Genomic DNA, 25,054 nt, shown 5'->3' with positions numbered 1-25,054 from the left:
AAATAATAAACAACATGATAAAAAAACTTTTCGCTGAATTTTTCGGCACATTTTGGCTTGTTTTCGGAGGGTGTGGAAGCGCTGTTTTTGCAGCCGGTGTTCCCGACATTGGCATCGGACTTTTAGGAGTTGCTTTGGCATTTGGTCTTACTGTTCTTACGATGGCTTACGCTGTAGGTCATATTTCAGGAGGACACTTTAATCCGGCAGTTTCTTTTGGACTTTTAGCCGGGGGAAGATTTCCTGCCAAAGATCTTATTCCTTACATCGTAGCCCAGTGTCTGGGAGCCATTGTAGCAGCAGGATGTCTGTATACAATCCTAAATGGTGCAGGAGCGGTAGAATTCTCAAAACCCGGAGATTTTGCCACGAACTTTTACGGAGAGGCCGTTTACAACGGAAAAGCTTTCAGTATGGGAGCTGCGTTCCTGGCTGAGTTTTTATTAACTGCCTTTTTCCTTATTGTGATCATGGGAGCTACAGATAAATGGGCCAACGGTAAATTTGCCGGTCTTGCTATCGGTCTTGCTCTTACTTTGATTCACCTGATTTCTATTCCTATTACAAATACTTCAGTAAACCCTGCAAGATCACTTTCACAGGCTGTCTTCATGGGAGGAATTGCCATGTCACAGCTTTGGCTGTTCTGGGTAGCTCCTATTTTAGGAGGAGTTGTAGGAGGATTGATTTACAAGTTCTTGCTTCAGAGAGACACCGCAGAAATTGCAGATTAATTTTAAAATCATATTCAATGATAAAATCCTGTCAGGCGGCAGGATTTTTTTATTTTATGATCACAAATACACTATTCTAAATTTTTAATATAGAAAATTGAACTTTGCGTTAAAATTATATCATTTTATTTACCAGAATCTCCTGGCTTTATTTCAGTTTTTTGATATCAAAAGGATTTTTGAAGATCAGTTCTTCATGCTTTCCTTTGATCTCCATTTTACGCTGAAGAAGATTGAGCGCCATTTTCCTTATAAAAAAATCTTTATCATTCAGTTTCCAGTAAGAATCTTCATGAAGTTTTTTGGGTGGGCGGATCAGATAAAATTCGGTTTCCCAGGTGTCTGCGTTATGGTAAAATTCAATAATTCCACAGTGTTCGGGGATAAGGGCAGCATCTATCATTCCCATCGGAAGTAAAAAGCTAAAAGAATTACACATATAATCTCCACAGGAAATTTTATCGTGCTTCAAAAATTTTTCTCCGGTATCTTTATTGAGATATGATTTTTTGAAGTCATTTTTAAAATCACTTTTCGAAAACTTAATCTCGATTTCATGACTTCCCCCTTCTGAATCTATGATCAGAATATCTGCTTCCCAATCGGCCTGAAAATAATTGGTCAGTACGATTTCTTTTTCAAAATCGCAATGGGAATGGATATAGGCGTGTATGAGTTCTTCTATTTTGATCATTGTTAAAATATAAACACAATGTTTACAAAGTTCTTTATTTACTTGCTGTTTAATGTTCGCAAAGACGTTTCACTCAGCAAAAGTCGCAAGCTATTTATTTATTATGATACAAAATTGACAAGCAAAGCGAATTGACTATTCACAATTGTCTTGTTATATTCAAAGCATTAGCTAACCAGCAGACTGCATCCTCTGATATCAGAATGATCTATTCTTCCCAATACCTGAAATTTATTACCTGTAATTTTACCTAAATCCTGCGTCGCAATAAAAGAGCAGGAATGGGTATTGGCAAGATCAATGATATTAATAGCTCCGGTTCTTCCTTCTTTTTCATAGGCCAGAGGATCTTCTGCATTCCGAACCATGATTCTCATCCAGTTAGGACATTCATATTCATTATTTCCAAGGGAATACGCTTGCGAAAGCAACTCTGTCATGGAGTATTCTGAGTAGATTTTATCTGTTTTAAGACCGTCCTTTAAGATTTTCAACAATTCATCTTTCGTCATTTCTTCTTTTCTGCCTTTCATTCCTCCGGTTTCAATCACTATTAAATTTTCAAGAAAATTCAGAGATTCTTCGCTTCTTTCGGAATGACAGTAATCCAGGAAGTCAAGAAGAGCAAAGGAAACTCCGAAAAGAATGACTTTTTTATCCTGAAGTTTATTCAATAACTCAAAAAGATCAGAATGGTTATAAAGGAAATATCCGTTTTCAGGTTTGGCAGATTTTTTCATCAGATAATCTACCATATAGATCAATGACGAATGCTGTTTTTCCAGATAACTTGGAAGTAAACCCAGGAAAATAAAGTCTTCCGGTTTCCCAATAAACTGTTCAAAACTTTTATAAATACTTTCTTCATAAAGTTCCTGATCTGCAATGAAATGTTTTGACAGATTCATCTGCGTTGTTCCTGAACTCTGAAAAAACAGATCGGTTGTTATATTCTTATCCAGAATCTGATGATTTTTGAACATTTCGATAGGCAAAAACGGAATCTTCACCAAACTATCCACCTCGTCAGGATTAACATTCAGAAAGTCGATGAATTTCCTGTATATTTCAACATTTTCATATTGATAGCGAAATGTTTTCAATGATGCATTCAGGAAATCCTGTTCAGTCTGTATATTGAATATATTTTTTAATTCCATAATCTTTTGAGCGCCTTATCACTTCAGTATAAAGCAATTATAAAGATAAAATATTGATATTTAATATTTTTTTAATCTACAAATTACATTTTGGTAAGCTTCTTGCACATACCACAATGGAATATGGATTAAAAACAAGAATGGGTTTCGGCCCGTTCGAAAGTTACCTCTTTTTGGGGGTAATTTTTTTTGCTTTATTTTTCAAAAGTCTTCAGTTCAAAATCCTTTTCAAAAACCCCATAGGTAAAATAGGAAATCCAGTCTCCAAGGTTGATATATTTTGAATTCTGCTCCAGATCAAGCACCATTGGGAGATGTCTGTGTCCATAGATGAAATAGTCTATCTTCTCTGACTTCAGTTTTTCTTTGGAATAAATGATCAGAAATTCTTTATCTTCTCCCAGAAATGCTTTGTCTTCTTCTCCGGAGATCATTTTATTTTTTTGAGAAAGGTATAATGCAACTTTCATCGCAATATCGGGATGAAGCCATTTGAAGAACCATTGTGCCACCGGATTTGTGAATAATTTTTTCATTCTCTTATATCCTTTGTCACCAGGTCCCAGCCCGTCTCCATGGGCCAGCAAAAACTGCTTTCCTCCCATTTCAAAATATTGTTTCTGATAAAAAACAGTACAGCCAATCTCCTCTTCCAGATAATCTTTCATCCACAGATCATGGTTTCCGACAAAGAAATAAATATGAATTCCTCTGTCTTTAAGTTCTGCAATTTTTCCGAGTACCCGGATATACCCTTTGGGAACCACATGTTTCCACTCATGCCAGAAGTCAAAAAGATCACCCATTAAAAACAAAACCTGAGCATCTTCTTTGATCTCATTCATCCAGCGTATAAATTTTTCTTCACGCACTTTGCTCTCACTTGGAGTAGGAGCTCCAAAATGCTGATCTGAAGCGAAATATACTTTTTTTCCAGGTTCTAAATTAATTGTTGTCTTTAACACTTTCTGAGTTTTGGGGTAAATTATTAATTATCTTCTGCAAACCATTCTCCATAAGAGTTTTCTGTCTCATGAAGTTTAAGATAGGCTAAAGAAATTCCATCAGGAAGTTTTGATTTTACTTTAGCAGCAATAGCATACAACATGTTTTCACAGGTTGGCTGGAAACTGCAATAGATTACTTTATGCCCTTTCTGTTCCAGGTCATCTCCCAATTCTTTGTGTGGGGACAGAGCATTTACAAGAACCGCATGGTCCCATACATCTACAATTTCGGAATTTACGATACTTTTGATATCTCCGAAATCTACCACCATTCCATTTTTAGGATTTTCAATATCATTGATCGGTTTTCCTTTCACTGTTACAAACAGCTTATAGGAATGTCCATGCATATTTTTACACTTCCCATCGTAGTTGTAAAGCACGTGAGCTGTTTCAAATGTAAAAATTTTTGTAATACGTATCATACTGCAAAGATATAATAAAACGGCCTAACTTGAAAAGCCAGACCGTCTATAAATTGATTCACAAAATCTATTGAAATTCTCAGGATTTAATCTGTAGATAAGTGTTCTGCGGCATTCGTATGTTTTATAAAAATTATTCCATCAAAACATTCGTTTAACTTAAGGGGTTCTGTGATGGTAAATTTTTCTGTTGCTGGTGTTATAGGGTTGTATCCCAGAAGTCTCATTTTAAAAGCCTTTCCATATATTTCTTCATTGCTGCTACGGAAGTCTACAAAATAGTTTTCACTTTTTTTGCTCCCCAATTTCTCTTCCCAGCTATTTTCCAATTGTTTTGGCAGTGGATAAGAGCTGTATTTGTTGTTCTTTACTGCACGGGGATCTGCAGTAGCACTATAGATTCCTAAAACAGTAGCTGTTGCCAGTGCGTAATATTTGTTTCCATATTTTTCTTTTAAATACCCTCCCATACCATCTACCAGTATAGGTTTCAATGCAACATGTCCGTCATGTGCAAAAAGAATCATTTTTTTATCATACCTTGACTGAATGTTTTTAATCATCTCGGCCATGATAAAATCTCTGGAAACATCATAATTCTTTTTACTCGCTTCATAAGGTATTTTAAATCCAAGTTCGAGATGCTCTAATACCAGTTTTGAACTCAAATCCATTTTCTTACCATATAAGCTGTCTACCTTTTTAGTGAGTATATATCCTTCTGTCCCATTTTTTATTACTTCCTTCATATTCAATCTGAAAGATGGATCATTTTGTTTTTCCCACATTCCATCCTGTAACATGGCTTTTTTTTGAATTTCTCCTGTCATCTCAGAATAGTCCTTTCCAAAATCATCGGTTTTTTTCAAAATTTCAGCACTCTTCGTGAGAGAATCAGTATCGAATCCGGAAATGATTACTTTGTCTTTATGATTCTTATTGTATGCTCTGATCCACTCCAAAAGGGTATTAATTTCTTTTGTCTGCCAGATAGAAGTCATATATTTTTCAATGCCTCTTTTAAATCAACATCAGAGTTCACTGCTTCATTAAGGAATACGGCATCACCATAAGAACTTTCAAAGGCTACAATTCTAAAATCATTTTTGCTAATCAGCTGTTTTGAGATTTCACTTCTTATTTCATTAAACTCTTTGGTTCCATGTGTACCTTCCCCAAGTCCAACAATGACATAATCTTTTATGTGTTCACTAATTTTTTTTACAGCCTTAGTTTGGCTTGTAGAGTGAGTTTGAAATTGTATTTCTCCTTTTGTATTCTGTGAAAATCCTATGGAGGAAATTAATATGAGATTGAGTAAAAAATATTTCTTTAGCATTATATAATTTTCAATGGCTTGTTCTTACCTAAAGACAGCATAAAAGCCTTATTTGTTACGGTAAATTTAAAAATAAGTTATACAAATTTCTCTTCAGAACACGGCATTAACTATTCATTAACTCACTCACTCTTTACTTTACTGGTTATCATAACAACCTATTCTGGTTGCTCTCCTAAAACTTTTATTTTTGTGTTTCCACGTTCAATATCTCCCCTTTTTTAATCTATTTTTAAGGTTAAATTATTATCCGGAGTTCCATCAACGTTGATTGCATTGTAAGGTACAGTAAGCCAGCCGTTCTTATTCATTATAAATTTGAACTGATACGTTTTTCCTTTTTCAAACTGAGACTTTGGTAAGACCAGCTCAAAAGTATTGTTCTTTTTCAGATTCATATAATAGGTCTTATCATCCGGATTCCAGTCATTAAACGAGCCGGAAACCGAAATATTCCTGATAAATTCTATACTTTGATTTTCAGGAAATTGATAAGAAAAAACAACATTCTCTTTTTCTGTACGATACCCATAGATTTCTTTTTTAAGATTGGGATGAACAAGAGGTTCAGACTTTGTATATTCTTCTGCCAATGTGTAAGGATTCAGCAAATGCTTATCCATAATACCCGCAATCTGATTGATCACCTGATACATCACTGCAAATTCTTTATATCCGTTGTACATCAATACAACAGCCATATTTTTGTCCGGGAAAATTCTGTATGCACTCACATTTCCACCAGAAAAATGATAAGATTTTATATTATTAAAAGTTCCCATATCCCAGCCATGAGTGAAGGTGATGTCTTTATTTTTATATTCAAACGGTTTCCACATCAATTCTTGTGTGGCAGGTTTTAAAAAATCATTTTTGCTGAGATGGATACTCCATTGTAAAAAAGCAGGTAATGTAATGGCCAAACCATTCGCGGGATGTGCTCTTCTCCCTTCTACAAATGTAGATTTATCATATTGATGTTTCTTCTTGTTGTAACTATATTTTACAATTCTGTTGGGAATTTTTTCAATAGAATTGGATGAAAAGACCACCTGATTTTTAGAGTCCGAAAACTGATTCTTCACGATATACTCTTCAAATTTTTCTCCGGTTACTTTTTCAATGATCATAGATATCAGCATATAATTGGTCTGGTTATATCTGTAATCAGTTCCGGTTTCAAATTCCATTTTTTCTTTTGACAGCCTGGCAATCACTTCATCATTGGCTGTATCTGCTGCAATATCACTGAAGTTAATCCAGTCCGGTAATCCTGAAGAATGTGATAAAAGATTTTTCACCTGAATATTTTGCCATTCTGTGGGCACATGGTCTATATATTTTGAGATTTTATCTTCCAAAGATACTTTTCCCTGCTCAACGAGCTGAAAGAGCCCAACATTTGATATCAATTTTGTAGTAGAATATACCCTGAACATGGAATTGGCATCTACTTTTTTATCAGTCTCTAAGGTTTCCGTTCCATAGTATTTCTGGAAGGTTACTTTATTATTCGTAACGATTCCTACGGCTAATCCTGGTATTTCATTGATTTGGATAACCTTTTTTATATAGCTATCGATTGTTTTTGACTGGTCTGCGGTCTGGCTATGACCCGTAAAGAAAAAATTCAAAAAAAGTATTGTTAAAATGGATGGTTTCATGGTAATGTTTGTTTCTTATTACTCTATTAAAAACAATTATTAGTCTTATTATATTACTTTGAAGAAAAAAACTTTATTCTCCGGGAATTAATTTGTCTGTTTCAAAACCTAATTCATTCAAATAATGAAGTCCGTTTTGTATTTCTATTGAATGAGTTCCCGACCACCCTTTTTTTAATCCCAATAAAATAAACTGTTTGATGTATTTGGGCTCATTAAGATTAACCTCATCTTCCGAGCCTGTAATTTTATTTATCAGCTTAACTCCCGATTTTAAAGGCTGTCCCATCATATAATCATCGGCCGTCAGGAATTTAATGATTAAAGGAGTTTTTTTCTGACCATTTAAAAAAATTTTTACAGTCAGAGTATTGGTTGCTGTTTCAGAATGGAACTGGTCTGTCACAGAATACAGATACTCAATAGTATTAATGGTAATTTTCCTCAACTTATTTTTCATTGTCTCATTTTATCCAACTGATTTCTGCCTGAATTTTATTTTATTCTTTTTTCAAATCTATGAATGATGTTGTACTCTTTATCTTTAATGACAATATCATAATTTCCTTTATCAAGGATTAAAAAACGATGGTCTTGAGGCGTGTTGAGTTCAATGATATCGGCAGGAATTCCTTTTTGTTCAAATTCACCTTTTCGGTATGCAAAAACCATAACCGGATATGTTGAAAGTTGAGCAGCTGGAATTTTATAAAACTTTCTGTTTTCATGCAGCATCCAATCTGGCCTGCCTTTGATGTATTTTGTAACAGGATGAATGATTTTAATATCTGTATACAATTCTTTGTCCTCACCATTATAGATCATTTGGTTTTCATCTTTCAAAACAACTGGAACAGTATTATTTACCAATTTCAAAAGCGGTTCATTATACTTCAATAAGCTTTTTTCTGAAAACTGAGTTTGGTCTATGGTCAATGGATTGATCCCTGTCAAGTCTGAAAGCCGCCCAGCCATTGTCTTTTCCCAGGATTTATGAATACCTTCATAAGCATGCTGATACCCACAGTAAATCAGATATTTGCCTTCTTTATTTTGCTGCATAAAATTGAAAATATTTTTGGCTTCTCCAATTTCCCTTTCTTTATTATTGCCTTCAGCTTCGTAAGGAAAAAGCTTGAATCCAATTTTCAAAGCATTGTAAATAAAGTTTCCGAATTCCGGTTCCTTAGAATAATATCCGCTGTTGAGGGTAGCAAATTTTACAGTATTTAGAGAATCTCCTTCCAGTGTTTCGATTCCTATGTATCTGTAGCCTCTATCATATAACCCCTGAAGTAAAGAAGATGCAAAAGTTCTGTGACTTGCGTTGTGATGAGCCTCATTGATGATGATTATTTTCTCATCGTCTGCTTTTTTCAGGATATATTCTTTTGCATTGACTGGGATTAATTTTGTGAATTTCAGACTATCGGCAGTGTTTAGCTTTTTCACCCTTCCGAAAGTCTGGTCCCAACTTTCCAGTGCAGGTTTATAGTGTCCGCTTATGGAGTAATATGTTGCACCCATCTGGCTTCTCCAGGATTGACTTTGAGCAGGATCTTCCACCTTCTTTTTAATATCATCGGAAAACAGGTAAGGATTATCCTGGCTATGGGCTGCAATACTCAACAATAGTAAAGCCAGCGAATAAAAGAATTTCATGTTATGTAGTTTTTTATTGAATATTGTAGGTTAAAAATAAAAATTCTATTTCCTACTTTGATTTTAATCATTTTACGATCTAGAAAAATTTCTCGAGCCAGTCACTTCCCAAACGCTTGATCTTCTTGGTTTCCGGATCGAAGAGAATCCAAAGTGTACTTGAATCTACCACCAGCTCATCATTACAGTAAAATTCCACTTTTCTTGGCTGTTTAGCTCCTTCAGGGGCCATAGGATAGGTTCTTACTGTGATAATATCATTCAGATAAACCTGTTTTTTATATTGGATATGGTGATCCAGAAGCATCCAGGCATCGTTTACATATTCGGTTTGATATTTTAGAAGATCCCAGTGCTCTGCGGCCACTTCTTCCACCCAATGTACATATTGTACATTATTTACATGGTTGTTCTGATCAATATGTTCTTCCGTTACCTTTATCTGTTTTTCGTACATTAAATTCATGCTCATGAAAAGTTTACTCAAATTTATCATTTTAAAACAGAACCGTCTTCGTCCTATAAGAACAAAAAATTATTTTCTAAAATAAAAAACGGAATCAGAGAGCATCTGATTCCGTTCAATATTCAGTATATTGAAATTATTATTTAGATTTTCCGGTAGGCTTAACAGCAGTTGCCGTAGCACCTAATTTGGTTTTAACAGTAGCAGTAATATCCTCACTTCCGTCAGTATAAAGCAGGTTATTAGATTCCTGTGCTACTGTATCAAATACATAGCTCAGATTTTTTTCTTTAGCTACAGCAAAAATAGCTTCTCTTACTTTCTTTTGCAGTGGAGTAAGCATTTCATTTTGCTTGGCAGAAATATCTTTAGCCGCCTGCGCTCTTGCTTCTTCAATTTTTTTACCAAGGCTCTGCAGCTCAGTTTGTATAGCAATCAGTTCTTTGGTAACAGCTTCTTTATTAGCTTCAGTAAGAGTTTTCTCTTTATCCTGTCCTGCTTTCAGCTTAGTCTGATACTCGGTGATCAGCTTTTCAATTTCAGTCTGTTTTGTTTTAGTCAGATTATCAATCGTAGTTCCTATAGTTTTTACTTCAGATAAACTTGCAAAAATTTCTTCTGTGTTTACACTTCCAATTTTCTGTTGAGCATTTGCAGCATTTGCAGTAAGCGTTAATCCTAATGTAATAAAAAGTACTTTAATTAAATTCATTTTTTAATAATATTTTTTCGTCCCCAAATATAATTCAAATTTTAATTACTTATCATATAACATTTATTCCTGAAAATCTGAATGAATTAAAAGCAGGCAAACAAAGAAAAACCTCCCCAATAAGGAAGGTTTAACATCAAAAAAATATGGAAAAAATGACTAATGGAATTGTGCGGTTTCTGTAGAATCTTTCATTGCTACAGTAGCTGAAGAACCGTTTGTAACAACATTCTGTATTTCATCAAAATACCCCGTCCCTACAAAAGACTGATGCTTCACCGCTCTGAATCCTTTCTGCTGCAGGGCAAACTCACGTTCCTGCAGTTCTGAGTATCCAGCCATTCCTCTTTCTTTATAAGCTAATGCCAATTCAAACATTGCTGTATTCAAAGCATGGAATCCTGCCAATGTAATAAACTGGAACTTGTACCCCATTTTTGCCAGCTCTTCACGGAAAGTAGACATCTCTTCCACGCTCAGCCTTGCCGCCCAGTTGAATGAAGGAGAACAGTTATAAGCAAGCATTTTCCCAGGGAATTTCGCATGAATTCCTTCTGCAAATCTTCTTGCCTGCTCCAGATCAGGATTTGAGGTTTCCATCCAGATCAGATCTGCGTATGGAGCATAGGACAATCCTCTGTCGATTCCCTGCTCTACTCCGTTTCTTACTACATAAAATCCTTCAGCAGTTCTTTCTCCTGTTACGAATTTCTTATCTCTGTCATCAATATCAGAGGTCAGTAAATCTGCTGCGTCCGCATCTGTTCTTGCAATAATAAGACTAGGAACTCCCAGTACATCGGCTGCCAGACGTGCTGCAATCAGTTTGTTGACTGCCTCCTGTGTTGGCACCAATACTTTTCCGCCCAGATGTCCGCATTTTTTTGCAGAAGAAAGCTGATCTTCAAAGTGTACGGCAGCAGCTCCCGCTTCTATCATCTGCTTCATCAGTTCAAAAGCATTCAGGTTACCTCCAAAACCTGCTTCTGCATCTGCAATGATGGGTACCAGATATTCTTTATCTCCAGCTCCGCTCACAGATTGTACCTGATCTGCCCTCAGTAAGGCATTATTAATTTTCTTTACCACAGAAGGCACTGAATTGGCGGGATACAGTGATTGATCCGGATACATTTCTCCTGATAAATTAGCATCTGCAGCCACCTGCCATCCTGAAAGGTAAATAGCTTCCAGTCCGGCATCTACTTCCTGCACCGCCTGATTGCCTGTGAGAGCTCCAAGTCCTGCCACATAATCCTGGTTATTTAATTTATTCCAGAATTTTTTGGACATTTCCGTAGCAATGGTATATTCTATGGTATAAGAACCGCGAAGTTTCAAAACTTCTGCTGCTGTATAGGGCCTTTTTACACCGTTCCAACGTGGATTTGTCAGCCAGTCTTGTTCTATAGCCTGGATTTGTTCTTGTCTTGTTTTCATAATATTTGGATTTTGTTTGATTAGATTTAAAAATAATTTTGTTGCTAGGTGATGGTTATATTGTTAATTGATGATCTGCTTTTCAACCAGCAACTATAAACCAACAACCAATATTTTCACTAAATAAAAGGATAAGCTTTAAGGGTTAGAAATTCTTCAAAATTCTCAGAGAAGATCAGCTCATTGAAAAGTTCTTTGGCAAGGTTGAATTTTCCGTTTTTGAAACGGGTTTCGCCTACATATTTTTCAATATTGTCCATTTCTTCGCTTTCCCACTGTAAAATCATACTTCGGGTCAATGTTCTGTCATCACTTAACACCGCTTCATTTTTCAGCCATTGCCAGATCTGTGTTCTTGAAATCTCTGCTGTAGCAGCATCTTCCATCAGATTATAAATAGCAGCAGCACCGGTTCCCATCAGCCAGCTTTCGAGGTAGAGAATTCCTACGTTGATATTTTTTCTGACTCCTTTTTCGGTAATCTCACCTTTGGGAATTTCCAGCAGATTACTTTCTGTTATGTGATATTCAAATTTCTTGTCAATCTGATTTTTGGAAGGCATATGCTTGTCAAAAATTTCTTTTGCTACTGAAACTAAGGCTGGATGTGCTACCCAGGTTCCGTCATGACCATTTTTCACTTCCCGTTCTTTATCACTTCTTACCTTTTCAAAAGCAATATTATTGGCTTCATCATTGTCTTTTACAGGAATTTGAGCGGCCATTCCGCCGATAGCATGTACATTTCTCTTATGGCATATTTCGATGACCCTTTTTGAATAGGCACTCATAAAAGGAGAAGTCATGGTCACTTGATCTCTGTCCGGTACAATAAACTCCGGAAGGTTTCTGAATTTTTTGATATAGGAAAAAATATAATCCCATCTGCCGCAGTTCAGTCCTGCACTATGTTCTTTTAATTCAAATAAAATTTCATCAATCTGAAATGAAGCCGTAATGGTTTCGATCAAAACTGTGGCTTTAATTGTTCCCTGCTGAATTCCCAGATAGTTTTGGGCAAAGACAAAAACCTCATTCCACCAACGGGCTTCTTTATAATGTTCCAGTTTCGGAAGGTAGAAGTAAGGACCACTTCCCTTTTCTAAAAGCGACTTTGCATTTCTGAAAAAATACAGTCCAAAATCAATCAGCGAACCGGAAGCTTTTTCACCATTGATTTCAATATGCTTCTCCGGAAGATGAAGACCACGTGGACGAACCTGTAAAACTGCAGGTTTTTCGTTAAGCCTATAAGTTTTTCCTGCTTCGTTTACAAAATCAATAGTACGGTTAATAGCATCAGAAAGATTAATCTGTCCCTGAATACAGTTTTCCCATACCGGCGAGCTGCTGTCTTCAAGATCTGCCATAAACGTAGAAGCCCCGGAATTTAATGCATTGATAATCATCTTGCGGTCTACAGGTCCTGTAATCTCTACTCTTCTGTCTGACAAATCTTCCGGCAAAGAGGCACATACCCAATTCCCATTACGGATTTCTTCTGTTTCTTTTAAAAATTCAGGAAGCTTTCCCTGATCAAAATTCTGCTGGGTATTTTTTCTTTCTTTTAAAAGTTCCAGTCTTTTATGATTGAAGTTCTGATGAAGTGCAATCAGAAAATCCATCAAATCCGGAGTAAAAACTGCTTCAAACTGCTTCTGAGCTTTTATTTCTAATTGAGTCTTGGTTTCCATAACATATTGATTTTGTGATTTGATATTACAAACATAAATAAAAATTTTCACAAACAGCGAACGTTCGCTAAATTTATTCAAAAATTATTATGCGAATAATCGCATCTAATTATTTATATTTGAGTAATGAATTCAGAAAGTGACTTTATCAAAACAGTTTTCGGGTTAAAACTGAAACAGCAGAGACAAAAGAAAAACTGGTCTCTGCAGGATCTTGCTGTAAAGACAGGATTATCAAAATCTTATCTTAACGAAATTGAAAACGGAAAAAAATATCCCAAACACGATAAGATCATCCAGCTTTCTGAAGCACTGAGCTGTACGTTTGATGATCTGGTGTCCACCAAACTCGATAAAAGTCTGGCTCCTTTCAATGAAATTCTGCAGTCTGATTTTTTCAAAGAAGTACCATTGGAGCTGTTCGGAATCAACAAAAACAATCTTATCAGCATTATCAGTGATGCTCCCAAAAAGGTGACGGCTTTCATCAATGCCCTGATTGAGATTTCCCAGAATTATAATCTTGGCAAGGAAAGATTTTATTTTGCCGTATTAAGATCATTCCAGGAATTGTATGACAATTATTTTCCGGAAATTGAAGAAAAAGTAAATCTGTTTACTCAGGAAAATCAGATAAAACCCGGCAAAAATTTAAAGTCTGAAATTCTGGAAAAAATTCTTACAGAAAAATTCAGCTATACGATTCAATCTGAAGATTTTGAAAAATATGGAACGCTGGATAACCTTCGTTCGCTTTTTATTCCGGAGAAAAAACTATTACTACTGAATCAAAAACTGGAAAAGGATCAGAAAACATTTATCCTCGCTAAAGAAATCGGCTTCAATGTTCTGGAACTAAAAGTACGTCCAAACACCTATTCATGGCTTGACTTTGGAAGTTTTGAGGAAATTCTCAATAACTTTTATGCTTCTTATTTTGCAGGGGCTTTATTAATTTCAAAAGAGCCTGTCATTGAGAAGACATCAGAATTTTTTCAGCACAATACATGGGAATCTAAAAATTTTGAAAATCTTATTAACAGTTTTACCCGTTCCCCTGAAACGTTCTACTACCGACTGACTAATATTCTTTCGGCTGAAATGGGAATTAAAGATTTATTTTATTTATGTCTGGTAAAAAAGAAAAATTCGGATAGGATTCAGATTTTAAAAGAACTTCATCTGAACCATCAGCAGGCTCCTCATGCCAATGCAACCAACGAGCATTACTGCAGACGGTGGATTGCCGTGAAAAACCTTGATCATTTAAAAGAAAATGAAACATTGACGGATGCTCAGATCTCCCATTATAAAGACCAGGGAATAAGTTATCTTGTCATTTCCACTTCGCAAAAGAACCCTTTTTCAGACGGAAGCAACAGAAGCTATTGTTTGGGGATTTTATTGAATACTCAAACGATCAAAAAAATAAGCTTTATAAAATCTCCTTCTTTAAAAACGATCAATGTTGGAGTTACCTGTGAATCGTGCAGTATTGCAGATTGTGAAGTGAGGCAGGCTCCTCCGGTAAGGCTGGAAAAGGAACATTTTAACCTGAGTATGAAAAGTTCTGTGGAGAAGATAAGGAAAAAGTTTGAGAATTAGAGGGGAAAGGATGAATGGTGAATCGTCAATCCGCTTCGCTTGTGAATTTTAAATATGTTTTGAGATACGTAATACATGTTTTAAATCTAAGAATAAAACGTAAATCTTAAACGCAGAGTTCGCAAAGTTTTTATAATATTTTATAGTTTTTTCGACCGCAATGGCATTTCACTCAGCAAAGAAAAGTCTGTCCATCTGCTTAATGAAATGCCTTTACGAACAAATAAATAATGTAGATTAATAAACATTCCGAACATTAGCGTTAATAATTATTCACTATTACCTTCGGAAAGCAAAAGTTGATTAGTACCAATACAAAACTAAATGACGAATGACAAATCGTCAATTCGCTTCACTTGTGAATTTTTAATACTGCTATGAAATATTCGTTTATGAACTTTTTCACCTTCAATTCACTTACTAAGTAAAATTCACCATTGACTTAATTGACCTTTATTTCCTATCTTAGTACAAAACACACTCATGATAGTAGATTTATTGTTTCCGAACCGTTGTATCCACTGCAACAAAATCATTGATTCTGAACTTTTGGTATGTGATCTTTGTTTTAACCAGCTCCATTTTACCCACTATTCCTATTTTGAAAATAATCCGATTCAGGAAAAATGCAGTTTGTTTTTTCCTATTGAAAACACCTTTGCCTTACTGCAATTTGAAGATGAGAGCTTAAGCCGTCAGATTATCCATGAACTGAAATACAAAGGCCGGGAAAAAGTCGGAAAGATCCTTGCAGACTGGACCACAGAACGCCTGGATTTTAAGAACGAGAAACCTGATCTTTTGGTAAGCGTACCGCTTCATCCAAAGAAAATGAAGGAACGTGGATACAACCAGCTTCATTTATTCACAGAAACCTTAGCGGCATTTTATGACATTCCCTTTGATCATCAACTAATCAAAAGAAATCATTATTCAAAGGCACAGGCTTTAAAGGATAAGAAACACAGATTGGAAGCTGTCAACACATTCTCTATCACACAATCGGTCTCAGGAAAACATATTCTTCTGATTGATGATGTTTTCACAACAGGGAATACCGTTTCATCGGTTGCATGGGAAATTTTAAATGCCGGAAATAACAAAGTGAGTGTATTAGTAATGGCGATGGATGTTTAAGATAAGATATGAGCCAGGAAATCTATTGTGAATGCGAGATTTAAATATGTAAAACCTTTCAATCACCCGCCATTTTTATCGTTCAAATCTTTTTCTTAATTTTCCGGAAACTAAACCACTATGCCACATCTGCTTTTATTACACGGAGCTTTAGGTCACAGCGACATTTTCACGCCTTATCTGAAAACTTTATCTCAGTATTTTACGGTACACACTCCTTTGTTTTCAGGACATGGAGATCTGGAACTTCCGGCAGAGGGTATTAGTATTGAAAAGTACACTCAGGAGCTATCAGAATATTGCGAAGCAAATAATTTGACAGATGTATCTATTTTCGGGCACAGTATGGGTGGTTATGCAGCACTCTGTTACGCGATGAAGAATTCTGAAAATGTAAATTCTATTATAACGCTGGGAACAAAGTTTGACTGGACTGAGGAGCAGGCTTTAAAAGAAAGTAAAATGCTTAATCCTGATGTCATTCTTGAGAAAATTCCACAGTATGCTCAGGTTTTAGAATCACAACATGGATCAAAATGGAAGCAGCTTCTTCCTGCAATTGCTGATTTGATGATTGATTTAGGTAAAAATCCTCCGTTGGAAAATAATCTTGCAGCGATTAATATTCCCATTCAAATCATGGTAGGAGATAAAGATAATATGGTAACTCTCGAAGAAAGCTCCAGGGTTTACAGAAGTCTTCCGAATGCAAAACTGGCCGTACTTCCAGACACAAAACATCCACTGGATAAAGTACGACCAAGTCTATTGTTGAACTTAATAAAAGATTTCTGGAATCTTTCTTAAATTATCTTTGAAGTTTTTCTCCGTAACTAAGATCTCCGGCATCTCCTAAACCAGGAGTAATATAACCTTTTGGTGTTAACTCTTCATCAATAGCTCCTACCCAGATATGAGCTTCAGGATAGGCATTCTGAATGGTTTCAACGCCTTGTTTTGATGCAATGGCTGCAACAATATGAAGCTGGGTTGGATTTCCATTGGTTAACAGGTCTTTGATTGCTTCAATTAAAGAAGCTCCTGTTGCCAGCATTGGGTCTGCTACAATCAAAGGTCTGCCTTCGATGCTTGGGCAAGTCAGATAATCCTGCTTGATTGAGAAATAATCGTTGGCATCATGTTTTCTGTAGGCAGCTACAAAACCGCAGTCGGCTCTGTCGAGATAGTTCAGAATTCCTTCAAACAATGGAACTCCGGCTCTTAAAATAGTTGTAATAACAGGCTGTACAGCAATTTCCCTGCTTTTAATTGTATCTAAAGGAGTTTGAATTTCAACTTCTCTGTACTCCAGACCTTTACTTATTTCAAAAGCGGCAATCTCCCCGATTCTTTCCATATTCCTTCTGAATCTCATTCGGTCATGCTGAATATTAACGTTTCTAAGTTCGTTAATCCATTCATTGACAAGAGAAAAGTTTTGCGATAAAATAGTAAGCATGAAAATTTTATTTTTAATTTCAGTTAATTGACATTAATTCCTACAAAATTACAACTAAAAAACGAATTGAAAGATTGGGCTAAATGAGAAACTCTGATCTGATTTTATAAAAAACTCCGGCAAGCTTCGCTTGCCGGAGTTTCCAATGAACACTTGTTCTTATTATTTTTGTCTGAAATATACTTCAATCGGAACTCCGGTAAATCCGAATTGTTTTCTCAACTGATTTTCAGTAAATCTTTTATAAGGTTCTTTCACATACTGTGGAAGGTTACAGAAAAACACAAACTGTGGCGACGGCGTAGGAAGCTGAACACAATATTTGATTTTAATATACTTCCCTTTCAATGCAGGTGGTGGCGTATTTTCGAAGATTGGAAGCATTACTTCATTCAGTTTTGAAGTTTTAATTTTCTTCTTACGGTCTTCATAAACCTCCATGGCTACTTCTACAGCCTTTAAGATTCTCTGCTTCGTTAAAGCTGAAACAAATAGGATTGGAATATCCTGGAACTGACCGATTTTATCTTTGATTGATTGTTCAAAATCACGCATTGTATTGGTCTGCTTGTCTTCAATCAAATCCCATTTATTCACAAGGATTACAATTCCTTTTCTGTTTTTCTGAGCCAGTCCGAAGATGTTCATATCCTGAGATTCCCATCCTTGTGTAGCATCCACCATAATGATTACTACGTCAGAATACTCGATAGAACGGATAGATCTCATTACAGAATAGAATTCAAGATCTTCGTTTACCTTAGATTTTCTTCTCATCCCTGCAGTATCTACCAATACAAATTCATGTCCGAATTTGTTATATAAAGTCTGGATACTGTCTCTTGTAGTTCCTGCAATATCCGTTACGATATTTCTTTCAACATCCAATAAAGCATTTGTCATTGTAGATTTTCCTACGTTCGGACGGCCTGCAATAGTGATTTTAGGTAATCCTTCGAAAGGATCTTTATATTCTGTTGTTGGAAAGTCTCTAACGATATCGTCTAAGATTTCTCCTGTTCCTGAACCGGTAGCAGAAGAAAGAGTGTAATATTTATCAATTCCTAACTGGTAGAATTCTGTTGCCGGAAGTTCTTCTTTTGCAGAATCTACTTTATTGATAACGATATAAATCGGTTTATTGGATCTTCTTAATAAACTGTAAATTTCGTAATCTGTATCAGTAAGTCCCTCTTCCACGTTCATCATAAAGATAATGGAAGTAGCCTCTTCTACAGCCAATTGTACCTGCTTACGGATTTCTTCTTCAAAGATATCATCTGTACCTACATCATAACCTCCGGTATCAATTACAGTAAAATCTACTCCGTTCCAGTCTGATTTTCCGTAGTGACGGTCTCTGGTAACACCGGCTGTAGAATCTACAATAGCTTCTCTTCTTTCTAATAAACGATTAAAAAGCGTGGATTTTCCTACGTTGGGACGTCCAACGATTGCGACAATATTTGACATAAAAAATGTTTAATAATCCTTCTGCTTATGCTCAGGATATGTTATTAATGGGTTACTCCAACTTTTGGAGCCCAATTTTTTGCAAAGATAAGATTTTATTATTTAACGAAGCTTTTAAGGATGGGAGCTGGAAGAAGAAGGCTGGAAGTTGCTATTCACCGGATAAAATATCATGTTCGTTAAGATTAAAATTGAACTGACAACATCTGTGAGTCTCCTATTTCAGGCTAAAGCATATTTTTTTGAAGATTTTTATCAGAAAATAATTATTTGGCAATCAATACATAAAGCAATTGCCTATGTATTATGTTAATTAATCTTTAATTTTGATTTTCATATTTAAAATAAATTCTATAATTTCGCAACATAGAAACAGACCTATAGTGTAACGGTAGCACTCCGGTTTTTGGTACCGTCAGTCGGGGTTCGAATCCCTGTGGGTCTACAAACCATCCTTTTTAAGGATGGTTTTTGTTTTTTATATCTTTATGACAAATTCTTAAATTGTAATCCCGATCACGAATAACGACAGAACAGACCTATTTTTTTAATCCAGCACTCAAAAAATCCGAATAAAACTGAGTAAAATGACAGAATCAGAATTAAAAAACATCATGGAAGTATGTAATAAAGCTACCCCCATCTCCATGGACATCATATATTGAAGGCAGAGATTTCGATTCCGGATCCAGTTTTATAATGACTGGAGAAGAAAAGAGAGACTATGATATAGAATTCATTTCAATAAAACCTGAAGTTCAGGATTTCATTGCTATGGCAAGAAACGTAATTCCACTGTTAGTAGAAGAAATTATTAAATTAAAAAGAAACCAATAAATAAAGTTTCTCTTGACCTTCATAGTCAACAGTATAAAATAACAGGCTGCCTTTTCAAGACAGCCTGTTATTTTATATGATTAAAAAAGATTAAACCAGATCAAACCTATCCAGATTCATCACTTTCGTCCATGCTGCCACAAAGTCTTTTACAAATTTACCTTGTGCATCGGCACTTCCGTATACCTCAGCAATCGCTCTCAATTCGGAATTGGATCCGAAAACAAGATCAGCTCGGGTAGCCGTCCATTTTGGCTGGCCGGTTGAACGAGCACTTCCCATATAAAGCTGCTGATCGTCTGACATAGCTTTCCATTGAGTTCCCATATCCAAAAGATTCACGAAGAAATCATTGGTAAGAACTCCCGGACGGCTGGTAAATACACCATGTTTTGAACCATCAAAGTTGGTATCCAAAGCACGCATACCTCCTACTAATACAGTAAGTTCCGGAGCTGTAAGACTTAACAGTTGGGCTTTATCTATTAGTAAAGATTCTGTAGATACGGTAAATCTTCTTTTCAGGTAATTACGGAATCCATCGGCAATAGGCTCTAGATATCCCATAGATTCTACATCGGTTTGTTCCTGAGAAGCATCCATTCTTCCCGGAGCAAATGGAACTTTCACATCCTGTCCTGCATTTCTTGCAGCAACTTCAACTGCAGCATTACCAGCCAGAACAATAAGATCAGCTAAAGAGATTTTCTTACCTCCGTTTTGAGAATCGTTGAATTCTTTCTGGATTCCTTCCAATACTCCTAATACTTTATTCAGCTGTGAAGGATTATTCACTTCCCAGTTTCTTTGAGGTTCCAATCTTATTCTGGCTCCATTGGCACCCCCACGCTTATCACTTCCTCTGAAAGTAGAAGCAGAAGCCCAGGCTGTAGATATCAGTTCAGCATTGCTTAATCCTGAATTTAAAACTTTTGATTTTAATGCTTCCACATCATTTCCATCAACCAGTTCATGATTCACTTCCGGAATAGGATCCTGCCAGATCAGTTCTTCCTGTGGTACATCTGGCCCCAAATAGCGGGCACGCGGTCCCATATCTCTGTGTGTAAGCTTAAACCATGCTCTTGAAAAGGCATCGGCAAATGCATCAGGATTTTCGTAAAAATGTCTTGAAATTTTTTCATAAACAGGATCCAGTCTCAATGAAAGGTCTGTTGTAAGCATTGTTGGTTTATGCTTTTTAGAAGAATCGAATGCATCAGGAATAATATCAGCACCATCCTTTGCTACCCATTGGTGAGCTCCGGCAGGACTTTTTGTCAATTCCCATTCATTTTCAAAAAGGTTTTTAAAGAAATAATTACTCCATTGAGTCGGCGTTTCTGTCCAGGTTACTTCCAGACCACTGGAAATAGCGTCTCTACCACTTCCGGATTTATAGCTGCTTGACCATCCTAATCCCTGTTGTTCAATTCCTGCTCCTTCAGGTTCTTTGCCAACATGATCTGCAGGACCAGCCCCGTGGGTTTTACCAAAAGTATGTCCTCCGGCGATCAAAGCAACCGTTTCTTCATCGTTCATTGCCATACGGCCGAAAGTATCACGGATATCTTTAGCGGCAGCAATAGGATCTGGATTTCCGTCCGGACCTTCAGGGTTTACATAAATAAGTCCCATTTGTACGGCTGCCAATGGATTTTCAAGGTTTCTTGAATGAATATCTCCGTCTGCATTATCATCAATAGGAAGAACTACTGAATGTCCTTCTACAACTCCTTCTGAACCGTGGGCATAACGTAAGTCACCTCCCAACCACGTCTTTTCTGATCCCCAATATACATCGGAATCCGGTTCCCAAACATCGGCACGTCCTCCTGCAAATCCAAATGTTTTGAAGCCCATTGATTCAAGGGCAATATTTCCGGTAAGAATCAAAAGGTCTGCCCAGGAGATATTTCTGCCATATTTCTGCTTAATCGGCCATAATAATCTTCTCGCTTTATCAAGGCTTACATTATCCGGCCAGCTGTTTAAGGGTGCGAAACGCTGTTGGCCAGCCCCTGCTCCGCCTCTACCATCTCCTACCCGATAGGTACCTGCGCTGTGCCAGGCCATACGGATAAATAAAGGACCATAATGACCAAAATCTGCCGGCCACCAGTCCTGGGAATCTGTCATTAATGCATGAAGATCTTTTTTTACGGCCTCCAGATCCAGGGTTTCGAATGCTTTGGCATAGTCAAAATCTTTGTCCATAGGATCTGAAAGGGAAGAATGCTGGCGCAGAAGATCTACTCTAAGCTGATCCGGCCACCAATCAGAATTTTGGGTTCCACCGCCTGCTACACTCTTCTTCATTGTTCCGTTATGAAACGGGCATTTACTGATGTCATTCAAATCGTTTTCCATTGTCGTTTATTTTATTTTTATATTGATTAATACAGTTTAAATTCTCTGTTGTAAGAATATGACAAACCTACAACGTTTGGACAATAAATACAATCTATTAATTTTTATTTCAACGATAGTTAAAAACTATAAACATATCTTTCCGACTGCATGAGAATTAAGACAAAATTGTGGTATTAAGTTAATCATTTTTCAGATTAACTTAAATAAAAACAGCTGTATAGGGCTCAATTTAGAATTACTCAACGTAAGAATTTTATGGAAAAAGGAAAAAAGGAAGCTTGAAGAGGAAAGTTTGATGATTGCCGGAAAATATTTGATTAATATTTATTAAAATTGAAAGAAACGAGCTATTTCAAGAACTTCTAAAAGCATCTCCAACCTCACTTTTAAAGCTTCCGATTTTATCTCACTAAAAATAAATTAACTACCTTTATCATTACCAAACATGAAACACCTGCTATGAAAAAAATAATTGTTATCATTCTTGTTGCTTTTATCATCATTCAGTTTTTTCCTATTGACAAAACAAATCCGCCTCCTACACCCGGCATGGATTTTCTTAAGATTAAAAACACTCCGGAAAAAATTGCCCGTACCATCAGAACTTCTTGTTACGACTGTCATTCCAATGAAACAGCATATCCATGGTATACCAATATTTCCCCGGCTTCATGGTGGGTAAAAAATCATATTAATGAAGGCAGGAAACATCTTAATTTTTCTACCTTTGCAGTATATGAACCTAAAAGACAGCTTCATAAACTGGAGGAATCTATAGAAATGGTTGAAAAAAAAGAAATGCCGCTTGAGTCTTATTATTTAGGACATCAGAATGCCAAACTCTCGGATGAACAGCGTGCAGAACTTATCCAATACTTTAAAAAAGTAAAAGAAGATACCGAAAGAAGAATCATGTTTAATAAATAAAGTCGTGGAAAACTGGGAAAATAAACATATTGTGTTTTTTGACGGAGATTGCGGAGTCTGTAATTTCTGGGTACAGTGGATTTTGGAGCGTGACAAGAAAGACCAATTCATGTTTGCTTCTCTACAGTCTGATTTCGGGCAACAATTTTTATCCGAAAGAGGCCTGGAAACTAATATATTCAATACCATGTATCTATGGAAGCCCGGACGGTATTATCAAATCAAATCAAGGGCAGTACTGGAAATCGCTAACTTATTGGGAGGAGTTTATAAACTTTCCTTTATTGGAAAAATTATACCTGCTTTTTTAAGCGACAAAGTATATGATACTATTTCCAGAAACAGGATGAAACTGGCCAATCAGAAGTGTTATTTACCGGATCAGCATCAGAAGAAAAAGTTTATTCAGGTGTAGTTTCTCTTATATACAATTTCCTTCAGATTATATAAAATACCATTCCGTAAGAAAAACCAGACAACCTAACATTAAAATGATGTGTTGCGGAGATTCCTACGGAATGACAAACTTGATGGATAAGTAAACAAACTGGGATTGATTATAAAAATAATTCTATCACCCGCTTATTACTTATTACTTATTACTTATTACTTATTACTTATTACTTATAAATTCAGTGACCACACAGAATAAGAGTTTGGCGGGCATTGAATTTTCACCCATTTATCTCCCTGAGTTGTAGGATACCAGCCTGAGTGTCCGGTGAAATCTTTGATCTGCTGGCTGCTCCAATTGGTTTCTACCCATCTTTCCTGCCAGCTTGATGATGTATTGATATAGACAACCAGCCCGGGATTTCCATTATATCCGTTTCGTCTTGCGATATATTCATCATTATCGGTATACAGAATAGAAGTTGTTCCGGTAGCTTTATTGTTATGAATCCAGATCAGGTTATTTAGTCTTTCTTTGTTCAGCCATTCTTCATAATCTCTGTAAAAAATGGTTGGATATCCTTCATGAGTCAGGATATAGGCATAGGCCGGCATTTTATTGTTAATAATATCTGTGTCGTGATTGGCTACAAAAGTGACTGCTTTGTATGGATTTCTTTTCCACATCATATCATCATTCAGAACATTCAAATTTCCGTTGTCAAATGCCTCGTCCATTTTATAATAGGCGGCAAAATCAAATACAGAGCTATTCGCATTATTGGCCCACCACTCCAATGTATTTACGTTTGAATCCCATAGTTCACCAACAGAAAATCCGCCTACATTAGAATTCCAGGTATTGACAACCCAAGGACCGAAACCTTTAACGTAATCGAACCTCCAGCCATCAAATTTCATCACATTCTTATAATATTTGGCAACAGAATCGTCTCTTCCCCAAAGCCAGTCCTGTACATGAGGGTTGGCATGAGACAGATCGGGAAATCCACCAAAAGCTCCTTCATCATTGTTTCCGTAGGCATTTTTATAAAAATCATTGTAGTTTCTCTGAAATTTTCCGGAAGCAACGCCTGAGAAATCAGTCCAGGTATTCGTTCCGGTAAAAGGATTGGCTTCGGATTGTCCGCCACTATTATGATTGATCACAATATCTGCGTACACCTGCATACTTTCTGCGTGCGCTTTTGTAATCAGTGCTTCAAGTTCTGTTCTTGATCCGAAACGGGTTTCCACGCTTCCATTTTGATTAAAATTTCCAAAATCATAATAATCTGTAGGATCATATCCCATAGAGTAAGCTCCGTTCTGCGCTTTTGAAGCTGGAGGCAGCCATACTGCACCAATTCCGGCATCGGACCATGCAGTTAATTTATCTTTAACAGTGTTCCACCAGTTGCCCCCTTCAGGAACATCCCAATAAAAGCCCTGCATCAAAACTCCTCCACCTGGCCCTGCTATAAACTTCCCCTGCATAGATCCGGAATCATTTCCGGTACTGAAAGGGCAGCCGTCATGATGAGTGACATTCACAGTTTTGTTATGAACTTCTTCCTGCCCGGAAGTCTCCGTAATCAATTCATCCCTGTTCTGACAAGAGCTAACCAGTGCTAAAGCCAATAGGGAAAGGAAAAAACATGTTTTTTTCATCGTAATAATTAATTATCAATCTATTAAACAAGATACAATTTTATTGAAAACAAATTCAAACGAATGGGAAATATTTTAATTTTTAATAATAAATCAAGAAGAAAGCCATTTAAAATTTTCATTAAAAAATCATAAATTTTTCAGATTCTCGAAACAATTTTTCTTTTAATCCATATATTTGC

The 25,054-nt window shown here is 36.3% G+C and carries 24 protein-coding genes and 1 tRNA gene; 8 read left to right on the top strand and 17 right to left on the bottom strand.

The genetic code is table 11. The features are described 5' to 3' along the window. Nucleotides 1-17: 17 nt before the first annotated feature. Nucleotides 18-734 carry an aquaporin Z gene (aqpZ, locus tag ACPF63_RS01810; RefSeq protein ID WP_034696881.1) on the top strand — a complete coding sequence of 239 codons (717 nt, stop codon included), beginning with the start codon at nucleotides 18-20 and terminating at the stop codon, nucleotides 732-734. A gap of 148 nt (nucleotides 735-882) precedes the next feature. Here aqpZ and ACPF63_RS01805 read toward each other — a convergent pair whose 3' ends face one another. From ACPF63_RS01805 to aceB, 13 genes are all read right to left on the bottom strand, one after another. After that, nucleotides 883-1,428 (bottom strand): hypothetical protein, encoded by a 546-nt coding sequence (locus ACPF63_RS01805; RefSeq protein ID WP_077419128.1) that lies wholly within the window; start codon nucleotides 1,426-1,428, stop codon nucleotides 883-885. 167 nt (nucleotides 1,429-1,595) lie between these two features. Then, nucleotides 1,596-2,588 carry an acyl transferase gene (locus ACPF63_RS01800; protein WP_426481794.1) on the bottom strand — a complete coding sequence of 331 codons (993 nt, stop codon included), beginning with the start codon at nucleotides 2,586-2,588 and terminating at the stop codon, nucleotides 1,596-1,598. A gap of 194 nt (nucleotides 2,589-2,782) precedes the next feature. After that, the gene (locus tag ACPF63_RS01795; RefSeq protein ID WP_180564497.1) at nucleotides 2,783-3,553 is read right to left on the bottom strand and encodes a UDP-2,3-diacylglucosamine diphosphatase; all 771 of its coding nucleotides are present in this window, start codon (nucleotides 3,551-3,553) and stop codon (nucleotides 2,783-2,785) included. A gap of 23 nt (nucleotides 3,554-3,576) precedes the next feature. Next, a complete protein-coding gene (locus tag ACPF63_RS01790) occupies nucleotides 3,577-4,020 on the bottom strand; it encodes a 6-pyruvoyl trahydropterin synthase family protein (protein WP_077419125.1) in 444 nt (147 codons plus the stop codon). Nucleotides 4,021-4,106: 86 nt separating this feature from the next. Beyond that, entirely contained in the window at nucleotides 4,107-5,021 is a 915-nt protein-coding gene (locus ACPF63_RS01785) for an erythromycin esterase family protein (RefSeq protein ID WP_426481793.1), read from the bottom strand. Further along, a complete protein-coding gene (locus tag ACPF63_RS01780) occupies nucleotides 5,018-5,359 on the bottom strand; it encodes a hypothetical protein (RefSeq protein WP_426481792.1) in 342 nt (113 codons plus the stop codon). The genes ACPF63_RS01785 and ACPF63_RS01780 overlap by 4 nt, the downstream gene beginning before the upstream one ends. A 221-nt stretch (nucleotides 5,360-5,580) precedes the next feature. Then, the gene (locus ACPF63_RS01775; RefSeq protein WP_426481791.1) at nucleotides 5,581-7,023 is read right to left on the bottom strand and encodes a serine hydrolase; all 1,443 of its coding nucleotides are present in this window, start codon (nucleotides 7,021-7,023) and stop codon (nucleotides 5,581-5,583) included. Between the two features lie 73 nt (nucleotides 7,024-7,096). Next, a complete protein-coding gene (locus ACPF63_RS01770) occupies nucleotides 7,097-7,483 on the bottom strand; it encodes a hypothetical protein (protein WP_426481790.1) in 387 nt (128 codons plus the stop codon). Between the two features lie 35 nt (nucleotides 7,484-7,518). Then, nucleotides 7,519-8,685 (bottom strand): hypothetical protein, encoded by a 1,167-nt coding sequence (locus ACPF63_RS01765; protein WP_426481789.1) that lies wholly within the window; start codon nucleotides 8,683-8,685, stop codon nucleotides 7,519-7,521. A gap of 79 nt (nucleotides 8,686-8,764) precedes the next feature. Continuing rightward, nucleotides 8,765-9,172 carry an acyl-CoA thioesterase gene (locus ACPF63_RS01760; RefSeq protein WP_426481788.1) on the bottom strand — a complete coding sequence of 136 codons (408 nt, stop codon included), beginning with the start codon at nucleotides 9,170-9,172 and terminating at the stop codon, nucleotides 8,765-8,767. A gap of 118 nt (nucleotides 9,173-9,290) precedes the next feature. After that, a complete protein-coding gene (locus ACPF63_RS01755; RefSeq protein ID WP_426481787.1) occupies nucleotides 9,291-9,863 on the bottom strand; it encodes an OmpH family outer membrane protein in 573 nt (190 codons plus the stop codon). 159 nt (nucleotides 9,864-10,022) lie between these two features. Beyond that, a complete protein-coding gene (aceA, locus tag ACPF63_RS01750; RefSeq protein ID WP_077419119.1) occupies nucleotides 10,023-11,303 on the bottom strand; it encodes an isocitrate lyase in 1,281 nt (426 codons plus the stop codon). Nucleotides 11,304-11,422: 119 nt separating this feature from the next. Continuing rightward, a complete protein-coding gene (aceB, locus tag ACPF63_RS01745) occupies nucleotides 11,423-12,997 on the bottom strand; it encodes a malate synthase A (RefSeq protein WP_426481786.1) in 1,575 nt (524 codons plus the stop codon). A gap of 126 nt (nucleotides 12,998-13,123) precedes the next feature. Here aceB and ACPF63_RS01740 point away from each other — a divergent pair, with 126 nt between their 5' ends. The 3 genes from ACPF63_RS01740 to ACPF63_RS01730 all read left to right on the top strand — a co-directional run bounded on the left by ACPF63_RS01740 (nucleotide 13,124) and on the right by ACPF63_RS01730 (nucleotide 16,546). Continuing rightward, on the top strand, nucleotides 13,124-14,602 hold the full coding sequence (locus ACPF63_RS01740) for a helix-turn-helix domain-containing protein (RefSeq protein ID WP_426481785.1): 1,479 nt from the start codon (nucleotides 13,124-13,126) through the stop codon (nucleotides 14,600-14,602). A 483-nt stretch (nucleotides 14,603-15,085) separates the two neighbouring features. Continuing rightward, nucleotides 15,086-15,739 (top strand): ComF family protein, encoded by a 654-nt coding sequence (locus ACPF63_RS01735; RefSeq protein ID WP_426481784.1) that lies wholly within the window; start codon nucleotides 15,086-15,088, stop codon nucleotides 15,737-15,739. Between the two features lie 120 nt (nucleotides 15,740-15,859). Further along, on the top strand, nucleotides 15,860-16,546 hold the full coding sequence (locus tag ACPF63_RS01730; RefSeq protein ID WP_426481783.1) for an alpha/beta fold hydrolase: 687 nt from the start codon (nucleotides 15,860-15,862) through the stop codon (nucleotides 16,544-16,546). Nucleotide 16,547: 1 nt separating this feature from the next. Here ACPF63_RS01730 and upp read toward each other — a convergent pair whose 3' ends face one another. Then, nucleotides 16,548-17,198, bottom strand: a complete 651-nt coding sequence (upp, locus tag ACPF63_RS01725; RefSeq protein WP_426481782.1) for a uracil phosphoribosyltransferase — start codon at nucleotides 17,196-17,198, stop codon at nucleotides 16,548-16,550. Between the two features lie 162 nt (nucleotides 17,199-17,360). Continuing rightward, nucleotides 17,361-18,671 carry a ribosome biogenesis GTPase Der gene (gene der, locus ACPF63_RS01720; RefSeq protein ID WP_077419113.1) on the bottom strand — a complete coding sequence of 437 codons (1,311 nt, stop codon included), beginning with the start codon at nucleotides 18,669-18,671 and terminating at the stop codon, nucleotides 17,361-17,363. Between the two features lie 374 nt (nucleotides 18,672-19,045). On the opposite strand from der, the gene ACPF63_RS01715 reads away from it, so the two are divergent. Further along, nucleotides 19,046-19,116, top strand: a tRNA-Gln gene (locus ACPF63_RS01715). A gap of 254 nt (nucleotides 19,117-19,370) precedes the next feature. Continuing rightward, nucleotides 19,371-19,508, top strand: coding sequence for a hypothetical protein (locus ACPF63_RS01710; RefSeq protein WP_426481781.1), 138 nt, complete (start codon nucleotides 19,371-19,373; stop codon nucleotides 19,506-19,508). A 90-nt stretch (nucleotides 19,509-19,598) separates the two neighbouring features. On the opposite strand, the gene katG is transcribed toward ACPF63_RS01710, so the two are convergent. Then, a complete protein-coding gene (gene katG / locus ACPF63_RS01705; protein ID WP_426481780.1) occupies nucleotides 19,599-21,878 on the bottom strand; it encodes a catalase/peroxidase HPI in 2,280 nt (759 codons plus the stop codon). Nucleotides 21,879-22,340: 462 nt separating this feature from the next. Here katG and ACPF63_RS01700 point away from each other — a divergent pair, with 462 nt between their 5' ends. Together ACPF63_RS01700 and ACPF63_RS01695 are read left to right on the top strand one after the other, a co-directional pair. Next, entirely contained in the window at nucleotides 22,341-22,808 is a 468-nt protein-coding gene (locus ACPF63_RS01700) for a heme-binding domain-containing protein (RefSeq protein ID WP_077419096.1), read from the top strand. 4 nt (nucleotides 22,809-22,812) lie between these two features. After that, nucleotides 22,813-23,223, top strand: coding sequence for a thiol-disulfide oxidoreductase DCC family protein (locus ACPF63_RS01695; RefSeq protein ID WP_077419095.1), 411 nt, complete (start codon nucleotides 22,813-22,815; stop codon nucleotides 23,221-23,223). Nucleotides 23,224-23,432: 209 nt separating this feature from the next. Here ACPF63_RS01695 and ACPF63_RS01690 read toward each other — a convergent pair whose 3' ends face one another. Then, the gene (locus tag ACPF63_RS01690; RefSeq protein ID WP_426481779.1) at nucleotides 23,433-24,872 is read right to left on the bottom strand and encodes an alpha-amylase; all 1,440 of its coding nucleotides are present in this window, start codon (nucleotides 24,870-24,872) and stop codon (nucleotides 23,433-23,435) included. Nucleotides 24,873-25,054: the final 182 nt, after the last annotated feature.

It is taken from the genome of Chryseobacterium sp. R2ACT005, assembly GCF_049949215.1.
Classification (GTDB): domain Bacteria; phylum Bacteroidota; class Bacteroidia; order Flavobacteriales; family Weeksellaceae; genus Chryseobacterium.
The sequence above is the reverse complement of the archived record's forward strand: the minus strand, read 5'-3'. Positions and strand labels throughout refer to the sequence as shown.